The sequence below is a fragment of the Chitinophaga sp. 05T412 genome, from assembly GCF_056396465.1.
In genome coordinates, this window is sequence record NZ_JBFTLN010000016.1 from 279,285 (window position 1) to 295,223 (window position 15,939).

Annotated in this window: 12 protein-coding genes; 9 read left to right on the forward strand and 3 right to left on the reverse strand. The window is 46.2% G+C overall.

What is annotated here, in order from left to right; genetic code table 11:
• Positions 1 to 75: 75 nt before the first annotated feature.
• Positions 76 to 780: a ribose-5-phosphate isomerase RpiA gene (gene rpiA, locus AC1DFM_RS28795; protein ID WP_477080235.1), complete on the forward strand. Its 705-nt coding sequence runs from the start codon at positions 76 to 78 to the stop codon at positions 778 to 780.
• Here rpiA and AC1DFM_RS28800 read toward each other — a convergent pair.
• Complete coding sequence (locus tag AC1DFM_RS28800) at positions 746 to 2,029, reverse strand: MFS transporter (protein ID WP_477080236.1); 1,284 nt, start codon at positions 2,027 to 2,029, stop codon at positions 746 to 748. The two genes, rpiA and AC1DFM_RS28800, sit on opposite strands and share 35 nt — an antisense overlap.
• A 259-nt stretch (positions 2,030 to 2,288) precedes the next feature.
• On the opposite strand from AC1DFM_RS28800, the gene AC1DFM_RS28805 reads away from it, so the two are divergent.
• Positions 2,289 to 2,480, forward strand: coding sequence for a cold-shock protein (locus AC1DFM_RS28805; protein WP_477080237.1), 192 nt, complete (start codon positions 2,289 to 2,291; stop codon positions 2,478 to 2,480).
• Positions 2,481 to 2,613: 133 nt separating this feature from the next.
• On the opposite strand, the gene AC1DFM_RS28810 is transcribed toward AC1DFM_RS28805, so the two are convergent.
• Both AC1DFM_RS28810 and AC1DFM_RS28815 read right to left on the reverse strand, forming a co-directional pair.
• Positions 2,614 to 3,039, reverse strand: a complete 426-nt coding sequence (locus tag AC1DFM_RS28810) for a hypothetical protein (protein WP_477080238.1) — start codon at positions 3,037 to 3,039, stop codon at positions 2,614 to 2,616.
• 203 nt (positions 3,040 to 3,242) lie between these two features.
• Positions 3,243 to 4,196, reverse strand: a complete 954-nt coding sequence (locus AC1DFM_RS28815) for a nitrilase family protein (protein ID WP_477080239.1) — start codon at positions 4,194 to 4,196, stop codon at positions 3,243 to 3,245.
• Positions 4,197 to 4,310: 114 nt separating this feature from the next.
• Here AC1DFM_RS28815 and AC1DFM_RS28820 point away from each other — a divergent pair, with 114 nt between their 5' ends.
• The 7 genes from AC1DFM_RS28820 (at position 4,311) to AC1DFM_RS28850 (ending at position 15,920) form a co-directional block, all read left to right on the forward strand.
• Positions 4,311 to 6,554 (forward strand): helix-turn-helix domain-containing protein, encoded by a 2,244-nt coding sequence (locus AC1DFM_RS28820; RefSeq protein WP_477080240.1) that lies wholly within the window; start codon positions 4,311 to 4,313, stop codon positions 6,552 to 6,554.
• 491 nt (positions 6,555 to 7,045) lie between these two features.
• Entirely contained in the window at positions 7,046 to 7,801 is a 756-nt protein-coding gene (locus AC1DFM_RS28825) for a (Fe-S)-binding protein (protein WP_477080241.1), read from the forward strand.
• On the forward strand, positions 7,782 to 9,161 hold the full coding sequence (locus tag AC1DFM_RS28830) for a lactate utilization protein B (protein WP_477080242.1): 1,380 nt from the start codon (positions 7,782 to 7,784) through the stop codon (positions 9,159 to 9,161). Before AC1DFM_RS28825 ends, AC1DFM_RS28830 begins: the two co-directional genes overlap by 20 nt.
• Positions 9,158 to 9,730 (forward strand): LutC/YkgG family protein, encoded by a 573-nt coding sequence (locus AC1DFM_RS28835; protein WP_477080243.1) that lies wholly within the window; start codon positions 9,158 to 9,160, stop codon positions 9,728 to 9,730. The genes AC1DFM_RS28830 and AC1DFM_RS28835 overlap by 4 nt, the downstream gene beginning before the upstream one ends.
• Before the next feature lie 1,003 nt (positions 9,731 to 10,733).
• Positions 10,734 to 12,584 carry a polysaccharide biosynthesis protein gene (locus tag AC1DFM_RS28840; protein WP_477080244.1) on the forward strand — a complete coding sequence of 617 codons (1,851 nt, stop codon included), beginning with the start codon at positions 10,734 to 10,736 and terminating at the stop codon, positions 12,582 to 12,584.
• Between the two features lie 90 nt (positions 12,585 to 12,674).
• Positions 12,675 to 13,523 carry a polysaccharide biosynthesis/export family protein gene (locus AC1DFM_RS28845; RefSeq protein WP_477080245.1) on the forward strand — a complete coding sequence of 283 codons (849 nt, stop codon included), beginning with the start codon at positions 12,675 to 12,677 and terminating at the stop codon, positions 13,521 to 13,523.
• 6 nt (positions 13,524 to 13,529) lie between these two features.
• Positions 13,530 to 15,920, forward strand: a complete 2,391-nt coding sequence (locus AC1DFM_RS28850; protein ID WP_477080246.1) for a GumC family protein — start codon at positions 13,530 to 13,532, stop codon at positions 15,918 to 15,920.
• The last annotated feature ends 19 nt before the right edge of the window (positions 15,921 to 15,939 follow it).

Consider the following 15,939-nt stretch of genomic DNA (forward strand, 5'->3'; position numbering starts at 1 on the left):
ATACGCACTGATCACTCGCTACAATAGCTTTTTGCTTTCCGCTTTTTGCTTTCCGCTTTTCGTTATATTTGATTCATGCAACAAACAGATATCGGAAAAAAAGCCGCCGGAGAAAAAGCGGCCAGCTATATTAAATCAGGAATGACAGTAGGGTTAGGTACTGGCAGCACGGCGTATTATACTATTATGCGTATCGGCGAAATGGTAAAGGCCGGCCTGGAAATTAAAGCTGTAGCCACTTCACAGCAGTCGGCCCAACTCGCGGTGGAACAGGCCATTCCGTTGGTGGGTTTTGATCAGATAGAAAAGATAGATATCGACATTGATGGTGCAGACGAAGCAGATATGCATCTACAGCTGATTAAAGGCGGCGGAGGAGCGCTATTGCGCGAAAAAATTATTGCTGCTGCCTCCAGAGAAATGCTGGTAGTTATTGATGAACAGAAGCTGGTGAAGCACCTGGGCAAATTTCCGTTGCCGGTGGAAATAGCCACCTTCGGCTGGGAGCTTACCTTCAAACAGCTGGTGACGTTAGGTGCGCATCCGGTGTTGCGGATGAAAGACAACAACCGTTTTATAACAGATAACGGAAATTATATACTGGATTGCCATTACCAGAAAATACACAATGCGCCGGCGCTACATACGCAACTCAACAACATTCCCGGCGTAGTAGAAAATGGCCTGTTTCTCGACTACGCCAGCAGATTGATCATTGGGCACCACGATGGCACCGTTCGGGAAATCACGCATCCTTATCCAGCAAAGACGTCTTTTTAGTATCGCGGGAGCCGAGATACACCAGCAAAGAGATAAAAATGCAGATGGTCACGTACCAGTAATACATCGGTTCATGCCCTGTCTTTTTAAAATACAGGGCAATGGGCTCCGCTGTTCCTCCAAAAATGGCCACGGTAATGGCATAAGGGAATCCAACGCCCAATGCCCGTACTTCCGCGGGAAACATTTCCGCTTTTACTACTGCATTGATGGAAGTATAGCCGCTTACAATGAGCAGGGCCAGTAATATCAGCCAGAAGGCAGTCCATTCTGAACTGGTTTGACTGATACCGGTGAGAATGGGCACGGTAAACAGGGTACCTAGTACGCCGAACCCAATCAGCAGCGGTTTACGACCATATATGTCCGAGATCCAGCCAAATAGTGGCTGTAAACAGGCAAAGATCAGCATCAGGAAAAAGGTGATGGTAGTGGCATGTTCAATGCTCAGGTGTACCGTATTCACCAGGAATTTCTGCATGTAGGTGGTATAGGTATAAAAGGCCAGGGTGCCGCCCATGGTCAATCCTATAACGGTCAGCACCGCTTTCGGATGCTGGCGGAACAGCAATTTCAGCGATCCCTTCTCTTTTTCATTCTTTATTTGCTCGAAAGAAGTCGTTTCCTGCATATGTCTGCGCAAGTACAGCGCGAAAAGCGCCAGGGCAGCGCCAATCACAAACGGAATACGCCAACCCCACTCGTGTAGCTGGGGCTGGGTCAGAAACACTTTCTGCAGCAGCATTTGTACGCCCAGTGCGGTCAGTTGGCCGCCAATCAGCGTTACATACTGAAAGCTGGAGTAAAAACCACGCAATTCAGGCGTCGCCACTTCGCTTAGATAGGTGGCAGAGGTACCGTATTCACCGCCCACGCTCAGGCCTTGCAACAGCCGGGCCAGCAGGAGCAGGGCAGGGGCGATAACGCCAATCTGTTCATAAGAAGGTGTAAAGGCAATCAGCAACGAACCCAGCGACATCAGCAGCACCGATAGCGTCATAGACGCTTTCCGGCCCTGCTTATCTGCTATCCGGCCAAATAGCCAGCCCCCAATGGGGCGCATCAGGAAGCCTACCGCGAAAATGGCCGCTGTATTGAGTAATTGGGCCGTATAATTGCCCTTCGGGAAAAATACCGGCGCAAAATATAGGGAGAAAGTGGCGTAAATGTACCAGTCGTACCATTCTACCAGGTTACCCGCAGATCCGGTTAATATGGCTTTTATTCGCCAGGCATCAGGCTGTTTCATATATAATGCGAAAATATATTTTAATATGGAATTATGAGCTAACCCAGCCCTGACGCCAGAAAAACTTTAAAAAAAATTAGGGTTGTATTCCGGAAATCCCCTATCTTCGTACCGCTTCTTAAGATAATGTATTGCAATTCTGTTGGTAGATCACCTCTCACATTCAGCTTTTACTTACACTTTCTCTTTTAGTCGCCCAGGTAGCCGCCTGCTGTAAAATAAATGGCGAGAACACGTTCACAATTAAATATTAAATATAATGCAAACAGGTGTAGTAAAATTTTTTAATGAAGCTAAAGGTTTTGGATTCATTAAAATCGAAGGTTCAGGACAAGAAATTTTTGTTCACGTTTCTGGAATCAAAGAAAGCATCGGCGAAAATGACCGCGTAGTATTCGACATCGAAGAAGGCAGAAAAGGTCCGAACGCTGTTAACGTAAGACTGGCATAATTTATTTTATAATAGTTTTGTTACAAACCGCGCCTACTTTGCAGGGGCGGTTTTTTTTATGTGGTATTGCGTCAATAACAGTAAAATAAAAACGCCCCTTGCGGAGCGCTTTTATTATAATAAATTAAAGTAGCTATTGTTTTTTTGCCTTTACTACTATTTTCGCTTTTACGCCATTTTCTTCTCCTTCTATTGACATGGTCAGGTCTGTGTTGTTGATAGCGTCAATGTGCCAGATTTCTGATCGATCATTCATGCTTTTTTCGTTGTAGAGATAAACATTACTACCTACTACTTTGTAAAAAACAAACAATTCATGTCCGGGTACGGTGGTCTTATCGCCGTTATAGAGGGTGTCAGTAGCGGTGAAGCGCTCATATTCGCCCAATTTATACTCCTCACCGGGTGTTTTCTCTCCGTTGATAAGAGCATAGGTCTCTATCATGTTCCATTTGCCAACGAGGGCTGCTTTATTGTTCGCGCTCTCATCGTTTTTGTCTTTTTTCTTACAGGCAGAAAAGGTTACAGCCAGGCATGCCACAGCAGCCAAAAATTTCATTTTTGTCATAGGTATAAATGATGATTAAAAAACAACGTCTGCTTTTCTAGTGAGACAGATAATGTCGGTGACAGACGATGCAAATATATAAGCACCATTTATACATAATATATTTTTTAATTTATTTTGGAAGATAAGCATATAAACCTTTGCTGTAGCCTGTTTGAGCAAAAACGGATCAAGGCCGATAAATTATCAAGTCTCTATGCTTTATCTTGTAGCCATACCACTTTCTGCACAGAAGTATGCGGCGCCGCAATCACTTCTCCATATAAATCCGGTCTGCGTGCCAGGCGATAGCGATGTCCTCCGGCTTCCGTTAATTTATTTCGTGTAAGCGTTGCCGTTACCACATCATTATCCAGTTTCCGGCATTCTGCGATTACATCACCGAATGGGTCCACGATCATAGAACAACCATTTTTTAACTGATCGTCATCCATACCAATCGGGTTGGAGAAAACAGCATAGACGGCATTGTCGTATGCACGCGCCGGTAACCACTTCATCAGCCAGGAACGACCTTTCATGCCATCAAATTCCAGTCGCAGCGAAGTAGGGTCTGCATGGCGCAGTTCCCATAACTTTGGATCTACGAAACCTGCGCCTGGCCGGGTAGAAGGAGTGCACATGGTAACATGTGGCATGAAAATAATTTCAGCACCCAGCAAGGCGGTAGCACGTACATTTTCTATGACATTATTATCATAACAGATCAGCATACCACATTTCCATCCCAGCAAATCAAATACAACATATTCATTACCCGGTGTAAGATGTGGGTTGATAAACGGATGCAGCTTCCGGTATTTGGCTACCAGCCCGTTTTTATCTACACATACATAAGCTTTAAACAAGTTATCAGCTGCATCTTTTTCAAACAATCCCGCCAGTACAGCAATATTATTTTCAGCCGCAATTTCCTGTAATGCTTTGATGGACGGGCCATCCGGAATAAATTCAGATAACGCCAGCATCTGTTCTTTCGATAAATGCCGCGCAAAAGTATAGCCTGTTACAGAACACTCGTGAAATGCTACCGCCTGCGCGCCGTCTGCCGCAGCCTGTGCAGATAATTTACGGATAACGCTGAGATTATAGGCCTTATCATTGCTCCTGTTTTCAAACTGGGCAGTCGCTATTTTGATGGTTTCCATTTAAAATAATTTTGTTGGCAAAAACTAAAACGAATATACAGGTGATTTAGTTATGAGGATGTTAAGAATGTCTGCATGCGTTTTCTTATATTTGCAGTTTCAATTTATAACTCAATGCCCCAACCGGATAATACGAATACCATCTTTCACCTGGCGGCAGATTTCATAAACCACACACACCGCCATATCTTCCTTACCGGTAAAGCCGGTACAGGGAAAACTACGTTCCTGAAATACATCAAAGAACATACAAAGAAAAATACAGTAGTGGTAGCGCCTACAGGAGTAGCTGCCATCAACGCAGGTGGTGTCACCATGCACTCTTTTYTTCAGCTGCCTTTCGGACCCTTTATCCCAGGCACTAAAAGAGGCTTTGGAATGGATGAAATCAGTGGTACAGATAAGCATGGCCTGTTTCGCAATATTCGTTTTACAAACGATAAAAAGGTGCTGTTGCAGGAAATGGAATTACTCATCATCGATGAGGTCAGTATGGTGCGCTGTGATATGCTGGACGCCATTGACGTGATTCTGCGCCACTTCCGTAATAAACCGCTGCTGCCTTTCGGAGGTGTACAGTTATTGTTTATCGGTGATCTGTACCAGCTCCCGCCCGTAGTGCCGGATGCAGAATGGCAAATGCTTTCTGAATACTATACCAGTACATTCTTCTTCGCCGCTAAAGTAATAGAACAGGCGCCGCCGCTCTATATCGAGCTGAAGAAAATTTACCGGCAAAATGAACAACACTTTATAGATATACTCAACCGCGTACGTAATAACGATGTACTTCATGACGACCTCGTGCTGCTGAATGAGCATTATCAGCCGAATTTTAAGGGAGAAGATGAAGAATATATCGTACTCACTACCCATAACAGAAAAGCGGATGAAATTAATGCCCGGCGCCTGGCCGACATGCCAGGAAAAGTATATCGTTTCGAAGGCAAGATAGACGGCGATTTCAGCGATAAAGCCCTGCCTACAGAGCTGCTGTTGCAGCTGAAAATAGGCGCCCAGGTGATGTTCCTGAAAAACGACCTGGCACAGCCCAGGCGGTACTACAATGGTAAACTCGCCACCGTTAAGGAAATAAACGACGAGGAAATTGTGTTGGTGCTGGCAGGCTCTCACGAAGAGCTGAAGCTGGGCAAGGAAACCTGGCGCAATATCCGCTACTCCTATAACCAGGAAGAAAATAGTATTGAGGAAGAAGAAATAGGCAGCTTTACCCAGTTTCCCATCCGCCTCGCCTGGGCCATCACCATTCATAAAAGCCAGGGGCTTACCTTTGAACGTGCTATTATTGACGCCGGCTACGCGTTTGCACCCGGTCAGGTATATGTGGCCCTCAGCCGCTGTACGTCGCTCGAAGGACTGGTACTGCATTCCCGCATAGGGCATGGCAGTATCAAAACAGACCGGCAGGTGATCGAATTTGCCGAAAAAGAAAATGAAGCCAACGAACTGGTGGTATTGTTGGAAATGGAACGGAAGAAATTCCAGGCCACATCCCTGTTGCAGTTGTTCGACTGGTACCGTATGCAGGCCACTATTCGTAGCCATGCCGTTTGGATACAGGATAAAAAAGTACCCGATTTTGACGCGGCTATCAAATTGAGTCGCAGCTTGTCGGCCAAGGTAGAGCAACAGCAGGAGGTAGCGGCTAAATTCATTGTACAGCTACACCAGTTACTGGATACCGCCGTGCAAACCGGTGAAATGGAGCAATTGGAACAGCGCGTCAACAAAGCCATCGGCTATTTCACCCAAAGTATCCACGACGACCTGATTCTGCCTTTACAGGCGCATATTGCCGAAGTAAAGAAGGCTAAATCAAAGAAATACCTGCTGCAACTCATGGCGCTGGAATCCGACTGCTGGAATAAGCTACGCCATGTATGGGAAGTGTCTTACGCAGAACTGAACTTTACCACCGGCCTGAAAGATTATACCAAATTGAGGGATGCAGATGCCGCCGCTGCAGCTATTCCTGCCACAGCTGCCAAAGAAAAAGCGGCAAAAGGAAAAGTAGAAAAAGGCGCCAGCCGCAGGGGAACCCTGGAGCTATTCCTCGCAGGTAAATCAATTGCAGATATCGCCACTGCCCGCCAACTGGCCATTGGCACCATAGAAAGCCATCTGGCGCAATGCGTGGAAGCCGGCGAAATGGATATCCATCGCTTTGTTACGGAAAGAACCATGCGCCTCATACTCAAACATATCGGTGAATTGGGCGCTACTGCCGCCGGCCCCATTAAAGAAAGGGTAGGCGATGCTGCCAGTTTCGCGGAAATCCGCGTGGTGCAATGGTACCTGAAGAAGAAGCAGGAGGAGCAGATMATGAATGGAGCGTAAAGCAGAAGGCAGAAGGCTATTGAAGTGTATGACCAGAGCGGATTTTGTCTTTGTCCAGGATTAAACTGATTACCCTGATTTTTGTTTTTAAGATGTTGAAAGATAGAAAAGAGAAGGGAAGATAGATGAACCACATGCTCATCTATCTTCCCTTCTCTTTTTTCATCAAAAAAAGTAAAATCAGGGTAATCAGTTTAATCCTGGACAAAGACAAAATCCGCTCTGGTCATACACTTCAATAGCTTTTTGCTTTCTGCCTTCTGCTTTACGCTCCCCGGCAGGATAGTGCGGGTTGCAAATATTCTCCTGTTTATTTATTTTGAGTCAGTGAAAAATAAGTCAGTAACCGGTAAAAAAGAGGTAGGATTACTGTGGCCTTGCCAGCTAAATTTGCATATTACCAATAAGCTTCGGCAAAGCAGTGGTGGGATTGCTGCCTTTTTTTCGCCGTCTCTCTGCTAACAGCTAAAAGCTACTAAATTACTTTACCCGTGAAAGTAGGATTATTTATACCATGTTATATTGACCAGTTCTACCCGCAGGTAGGCATTGCTACCCTGCAATTGCTGCAAAAACTGGGTTGTGAAGTGGAGTTCCCGCAGGGGCAAACCTGCTGTGGGCAGCCTATGGCCAATTCGGGCTATGAACACCTGACGCACCAGTGTAATACACTGTTTATTAAAAACTTTGCGGACTACGACTATATTGTAGGCCCTTCCGGGAGTTGTGTGCTGCATATCAAAGACCATCTACATGATCCGGAGAAGGAAGATAAGGCGACGCATATACGTCAACGTATATACGAACTAACGGAATTCCTGACGGATATTCTGAAGGTGGAGTCGTTGCCCGCCCGCTTCCCTTGTAAGGTGGGGCTGCACCAGAGCTGCCATGGTCAGCGAGGGCTGGCGCTGGCACAGATGAGTGAGCTGGTGGCGGCGCCGTTTTCCAAACCGGAAAAGCTGTTGCGCATGGTAGAAGGGGTGGAGCTGATACCACTTGACCGGCAGGATGAATGCTGTGGGTTTGGGGGTACGTTCTGCGTGGCAGAAGAAGCGGTATCCGTAAAGATGGGCAAAGACCGTGTAGCCGACCACGTTAAACATGGCGCGGAAGTCATCACTGGAACAGATGTGAGCTGTCTGATGCACATGGAAGGCATTTTACGCCGCCAACACGCCGGCGTAAAAGTGATGCATATTGCTGAAATTCTCAATCAAAATATCCATGAACAGGCAAACAGCTGATCACGCAACGCTGGCGGACAAGTTTAACGAAAATGAAGCCAGGGTTAACTGGCACGATGAAACGTTATGGTGGGTGCGGGCCAAACGTGACCGCATTGCATGGACTATTCCCGAATGGGAACTGTTGAGGGAAACCGCCTCTCAGATAAAATTCAATGCTTTGGGCAATTTGCATGATTACCTCCTGCAATTTGAGCAACAGGCACAGCAAAACGGTGCTATTGTACATTGGGCCGCCGATGCCGCCGAGCATAACCGCATTGTAACAGATATCCTGAAAAAGCATGGTGTAAAACGGATGGTGAAGAGTAAGTCCATGCTCACAGAGGAATGTCACCTGAATCCACATCTCGAAGCCAACGGCATCGACGTAATTGATACGGACCTGGGAGAAAGAATTGTGCAATTGGCAAAGGAGCCGCCCAGTCATATCGTATTACCATGCATTCATAAAAAGAAAGAAGAAATAGGGGAGCTTTTTCACGAGCACCTGGGAACGCCTGCCGGTAATGCTGATCCTCAATTCCTGACGGCTGCCGCCAGGTTGCACCTGCGCAAAGAGTTTCTGCAGGCCAATGCGGCCATTACCGGGGTGAATTTTGCCGTAGCAGAAACCGGTGAAATGGTAGTATGTACCAACGAAGGAAATGCCGATATGGGCGCACACCTGGCAGATGTGCATATTGCCTGTATGGGCATTGAAAAAATTATTCCGGAGCGTAAGCACCTGGGCATTTTTCTGCGCCTGCTGGCGCGCAGTGCTACTGGTCAGCCTATCACTACCTATTCCAGTCATTTCCGGGCGCCCAGAAAAGGCCAGGAATTGCATATTGTGCTGGTAGATAATGGACGCAGCAGACAGCTGGGACGGGAAGATTTCCGTAACTCACTGAAATGTATCCGTTGTGGCGCCTGTATGAACACCTGTCCGGTATACCGGCGTAGTGGCGGACACAGTTATCATACTGCTGTTGCGGGGCCTATTGGCGCTATTCTCGCGCCTAACCTGGATATGAAGGACTATAAGGATTTGCCGTTTGCTTCTACTTTATGTGGCTCCTGTTCCAATGTATGCCCGGTGAAAATCGATATCCATCAGCAGTTATATAAATGGCGGCAGGTATTGGTAAAGGAGGGATATACTTCTCCTGCTAAAACGGCCAGCATGAAAATCATGACGGGCGTACTATCAGCTCCCCGCACGTATAAGGCGGCGGGAAAAATGGGGCGTTGGGTCATGCGTGCATTTCCCGGGATGGTGAACAACCGCATGAACCCCTGGTATAAACAACGGGAGATGCCGGCGCCACCGGCACAGTCGTTCTCCGAATGGTATGCAAAAAATAAAAAATCTTCATGAGCAGCAGGGATAAAATATTAGCCGCGGTAAAACAAAACCAGCCGGAGTTTGCGCCGCTTCCGGCATTGGAAGGCCTCTCCGGAAACATGCCCGGTACACTGGACGCTTACCGGAAGGTGTTGGAAGCACTGGGAGGCAGCTTGTTTGAAATAAAAGATGAATCTGAAATACCGGCCTTGCTGGCGGAGCATTATCCGGATTTACAACGTGTGGTCAATGCCCGCGAAGTATCACGGGAATGGGCCAACGAAGATCCGCATTTGCTCGAAGATGTAGATATGGCGATTGTACCCGGGCAATGGGGCGTAGCAGAAAATGGCGCTATCTGGCTCACCGAGCAGGAAATGAAAGTCAGGGTGTTGCCGTTTATTTGCCAGCACCTGGCGATTGTACTTCCCCGTCAAAACATATTGCCTACCATGCATGAGGCTTATGAGAAAATTGGTGCACCGCAAACTGGTTTCAGTGTATTTATTGCAGGCCCATCCAAAACGGCTGATATTGAACAGTCGCTGGTACTCGGCGCCCATGGCGCAAAAAGCCTGGTCGTATTTATTACAGGGGCCTGATATTTCCGTGTATACCTATACGTTATAGCGACCTCACCGGAGGAAAGCAGAAAGCAAAAAGCAGAAAGCAAAAAGCCATTGAAGCGAAGATCGCAGCGGATATCGTAAAAAAATCCATGCTTGTCTTCGCTTCAATGGCTTTTTGCTTTCTGCTTTTCGCTTTCTGCTTATAGTAAGGTATCCAGATCGTTTAGTTATTTTTTAATCACAGCAGTATTTGAATAAATAGTTTACTAACTTTAGCGCTATAATTTCAATAATTAGTAAATTGGTATGGTGTTTGTTCGAATGCGTGCGTTGCAAGATTGATTTTTAACGCAGGTTTATAACCATATTTACTTAGCCATATTTTTTTCGTCACACTGCGTTAACCAAAAAATTGAAAGACCATGACCATGTATCATCTATCTGACACTTTAGAGCAGCGGAAGACCAGCAAATCGTTACAACAAGTACAAGTAGTAGTAGGGAGGCATCACCACCAATGTTGCCAGGTTCCTTTAATAGTATTTAGTATGGACAGCTTAAGAAGCTGATCCGCCTATTTTCGTATATCCGGTAAAGTTATTTTGCTGTAGCAGCGCACTCCTGGTGCATTTCAGCAGCTTATTGCAGCCGGTTTACTGTTTTTATAACCGCTTTTTTAAGCCGGTTCGGGGATGCTTTGCCCTATTCATCTGTATTTTAAGGGAACTAGAAAATTTTTTTTCCACAGTTTACCTTTTGATAACAGAACTTATCAAATTTAGTATTTACTTTGTGCTAACTTTGAAAACCGAATAGTTTGTAAATCATTTTTAATACCCCGTCTGGATTAACTGACGCGACACTATGAAAACCTTGAAAAAAGCGCGGATGTAGTTGACCAGGCGAATGTAAATACATTTAATAACCATATCTTATTATTGAACCTATGGTGCGTAGTTCATCCTGGATTACCCCGTCATGGCTAATACTTCTATTAGACCTGGGGTGTTCCGTTATAGCAATTAACTTAGCCTTTTTGCTCAGATTTAACTTTGATGTAGATGCATTAGAGGCCTATCCGATGCTGCTGATCGGGATCGTAGTATTGGGGATTAACCTCCTGCTGGCATTGGTATTACGTACCTATCGCGGGATTGTCAGATTTACCAGCATGGCCGATATTGGCCGCATTGCAGGACTCAATGTACTCAGCAGCCTTTTCCTGTTTGCAACTGACCGCAGTCACCTGCTGGAAGCACGACTAAATGCATTCCCCATGTCGGTGATACTGATCAACTTCTTTATCACTTCTTTCTTTCTCTTATCTTATCGCCTGCTGGTGAAATGGATATTCAGATACTATAATAATTTCCGTAGCCAGAGTCGCACCCGGGCAGCTATTTACTACAACGGGCACTCCAGTCTCATGTTACGCAAAGCTATTGCCGATGATCCTACCACGGATGTCAGAATTGCCGCATTCCTGGCCGATACCAAGGCGCACGCAGGAAAGTCGATAGAAGGCTTGCCCGTTTATAATTCCCGCAAAGGACAGCTGTTTAAAATGGTGAAAGAAGGGAAGATCTCCCTGCTGCTCATTCCCAACGATCCTTTCGACGCGGCTCACCTCAACGAGCTGGTAGAAGAATGTATTGCACTGAATATAAGAGTACAAAAAATTATTCCCGTGAGCGAATGGACGGAAGGAGCCACTACTAATAATAGTATCCAATTGAAGGACCTTAATATCGAAGATCTCCTGGAAAGATCTGTCATCAGCATCAAGAATCAACAGCTAAGCAAAGAACTCAAAGGCAAAAGCATCCTGGTTACAGGGGCAGCTGGCTCTATTGGTAGTGAAATAGTAAGGCAACTCCTCAACTATGAACCCTCTGTAATTGTGCTGTGCGATAAAGCAGAGTCGCCATTGCACGAGCTGGAACTGGAAATAGCAGAGAAAGGCGTTAATGTACCCATCATTCCTTTCATCGGAAATGTATGCGATAATGTACGCATGCAGCAACTGTTCGACATCTACGCGCCTGCCATCGTTTACCATGCAGCTGCTTATAAGCACGTGCCGATGATGGAGAAAAATCCATCCATTGCCGTGATGAACAATGTGCTGGGAACAAAGATCGTAGCGGAGCTGGCAGTAGAATCCGGCGCAGAGAAATTTGTGATGGTATCTACCGATAAAGCGGTGAATCCTACCAATGTCATGGGCGCTTCTAAACGTATCGCAGAAATTTTCATCCAGGCATATAACAATAAGCTGAATGAAAAATTTATGAAGATGGGGCCGGTGTATACGTCTACGCCTACACGCTTTATTACCACCCGCTTCGGAAATGTATTAGGCTCTAATGGCTCGGTGATTCCACGCTTTAAGCAACAGCTGGAAAAAGGTGGCCCGATTACCGTCACGCATCCGGAAATCACCCGTTATTTTATGACCATTCCGGAGGCCTGCCAGCTGGTGCTGGAAGCCGGCGCTATGGGACAGGGAGGGGAGATATTTGTTTTCGACATGGGCAAACCCATGAAGATTGCAGAGCTGGCAAGAAAAATGATTCGCATGACCGGCAAAGAACCTGGCCGCGATGTACAAATCGTTTTCACCGGTCTTCGCCCAGGCGAAAAGCTCTACGAAGAATTATTGAACAATGCAGAAAATACAATGCCCACTTACCACGAAAAAATTATGATCGCCAAAGTAAGGTCATCAGATTTTACCGAAGTAAATGAGCAGATTAACCAACTGATAAACACCGCCAAAGGACACTATCTTACGCCAACAGTACAGAAAATGAAAGAACTGGTGCCAGAGTTTATCAGCCAGAATTCTTCTTATGAAGAACTGGATAAAGACAAAATTAAAATGTAAAAAAGTAGCAGTATTTACTGTCGCATCATACATCACTCATTCGTTTTTTAATCAATGAGTTTGTTATTTATTTAATAGCCATATCGTATAATGAAAATACTTAGTACGTGCAGATGCTTCGCATCCGCTGATAAGATCTTGTTTGCTGTCGTCATAGGTGCGTGCAGTCTTTTCCTGGCAGCTTGTTCGGGTCCTAAGCACATTACTTATTTCAAGGATGTACCGGATACGGCTAAGGTAAGTATGGTCAATCTTTCGGCCTACACTACACCGGTTATCCAGCCGGATGATATTTTGCAGATCACCGTTCAAACGATGGACCCAACAGCGACTGCTATCATGAATCAACAGAATGTACCCAACATACCGGCCACCGGTAGCACCAGTGTTCCCGCACCAGCGGCTACAGTAACCGGCGCCAACGTGAGTGGATACCTGGTAGATAAAGCCGGCACGGTGAGTTTACCTATGATCGGTAAGCTCGATGTAAAAGGTAAAACTACAGACGCGGTACGGGATGAGATACAGACCAAAGTAGCCGTATTCTACAAAGATCCGGTAGTAAATGTGCGCTTCGCGAATTTTAAAATAACCGTGTTGGGAGAGGTAGCCAGACCATCTTCCTATATTATGCCCAACGAAAAAGTAACCTTACTGGATGCGCTGGGCGTGGCAGGAGATCTGACCATATACGGTAAACGCGAGAATGTTTTACTCATCCGCAAGAAAAACGACCAACAGGAATTCGTTCGCCTGAACCTGAATGAAAGCCGCCTGTTTGCGTCGCCATACTACTATTTACAACAGGGAGATGTGATATACGTAGAGCCTAATAAATCAAAAGTAACGGCATCAGATGGCGCACGCTTAAGAAACATTACAATCGCGTCTTCTGTGATATCTGTACTGATCGTTTTATTAACCAGAGTTAAATTTTAGAGGGATATGCACAATATTATAAAGACGGACAACCGGTTTCCTTTAAACGACGTTCAACCTTTCGAAGAGCCGAAAGGTACTGGATTAGACGTTAGTAAGATACTGGACAAAACCCTCCGTAACTGGTATTGGTTTGTCCTTTGTGTGATTGGATTGGGGGTGGCAGCCCGGCTCTACCTGCGGTACGCATCGCCGGATTATAAAATCAGTGCTAAAATCCTGGTACAGGATCAGCAGAAAGGAGGCGATATTCCCGGTGCTGAAATATTGGACCAGCTGGCCATGTTCAACAACAAGAACAGTGTAGATAATGAAGCAGAAATATTAAAATCCCGGTCGCTCACAGAAAACGTAGTCAAGGCTTTACAGCTGAACGTCACGTATTTTATTGCCGGCCACGTAAAGAAAACAGAAATCTACGAACGCCTGCCCATTGCCATGCACTGGCTGGCCCTGAAAGATACGTTGACCTCCGTGTCGTATACGATATCGGCCATGGGAAAAGACAGCTTCGCCTTATCCAGGGAAAACCTGAGTCTGCACAGCGCCTGGGGCGATACCCTGGAACTGCCGGAAGGCATACTGGCAGTGGAACGAAAAGCGATGTATCCTTTGCTGGATGAAGATATCCTCGTGAAAGTAATATCTGTAGATCAGGCAGTAGCCGATTTTCAGAAACAGTTCACGGTAACGATCCCCAACAAACAGGTAAGCACCATCGACATGACTTATTCTTCCGGTGTACCTGCAAAAGGGGAAGCCGTACTCAATAAGCTGATCGATCTGTACCTGCATGCCAGTGTGGAAGATAAAAACCGCATCGTTGACAGCACCATTTCGTTTGTCGATAACCGGTTGGTGATTGTCAGCAAAGAGCTATCCGGCGTAGAAAATGRAATACAACAATTCAAGCAACAAAATAAGCTGGCCAACATCGAGGAGCAGTCCAAGCAGCTGGTAGTAGGTACCGGCGACCTGATGAAGCAGTTGACAGACCAACAGGTACGCCTATCCGTAGTGGCCGCGCTGGAACAATACCTGGAGGATAATAAAAACGCCTCGCACGTAGTGCCTTCCGCCCTGGTGGTGGCCGATCCTACCTTCGTTGGGTTAATAGGTAAGTACAATACCCTGCAGATGGAGCGCGACAGGCAGTTGCTTACCAGCACGGAGGCCAATCCGTTTATAAAGAATCTCAACGAACAGCTGGTAGGCTTGCGGGCAGATTTACGGAGTAACCTGTCGTCTCTGAAGCAGGGCATCCAGGTGAGCATCAATGAGCTGCAACAAAATGTAGGTACGGTGAACCAGAAAATAGAGAAGGTGCCGGCCACAGAGCGCGTATTCCTCGATATCTCCCGGCAGCAGGCCATTAAGCAGGAACTGTATCTGTTCCTGCTGAAGAAAAGAGAGGAGTCGGCCATCTCCAAATCCTCTAACCTGGCCATCAGCCGGATTGTAGATCCAGCCAAGAGCGACGCCAAACCGTATAATCCGAATCCGCTGATTATCTACCTGCTGTCGTTTATACTGGGTGTGGGTTGTCCGGCTACCATCTTCTACCTGAAGGAGTTACTCAACAAACGCATCTTCCATAAGAAAGACGTCACCGATCAAACGCCGGTACCCATCATCGCGGAAATTGGCCATAACAGCGGACAGCAGCTCATTGTGGCTACCGCAAAGGCAAATTCCCCGGTAGTAGAGCAGTTCCGCGCCATGCGTACCAATTTACAGTTTATCCTTACCCGTGCCAGCGAAAAAGTGATCATGCTCACTTCCAGCATGAGCGGGGAAGGGAAGTCGTTTGTGGCCACCAACCTGGCTGCAGTACTGGCTTTATCAGGTAAAAAGGTGCTGCTGATGGAAATGGACCTGCGTAAACCCCGGATCTCTGCCAGCCTGGATATCCCCAATAACATAGGATTCAGTACCTACGTGATCGGTAAATCCGCTGTGGATCAGATTATCCGGCCTTCCGGTATACATGATAACTGCTGGCTGATCTCTTCCGGACCTATTCCGCCCAATCCCGCTGAACTATTATTGCAGGAAGAAACAGCCAAACTGTTTGATGTGTTAAGGGACCGGTTCGACTATATCATCGTGGATACCGCGCCCATAGGGCTTGTGACAGACGGACAGCTGCTGGCACGATTCGCAGATGCCACCCTGTTCTTAGTCCGCCAGAGCTATACATTTAAAGAACAACTGAAGTTATCCAGAKACCTTTATATCCAGCACAAAATGCCTAAACTCAACATTATCATCAATGATGTGAAAACGTCAGGTAGCTATGGATATGGCTATGGGTACGGTTATGGCTACGGACATGATGGAATGGAACACAAAAAAGGTATCTTTAGGAGATTAAAAAACATTTTTAGCAAAAAATAACTACAAACGTACAACTCAT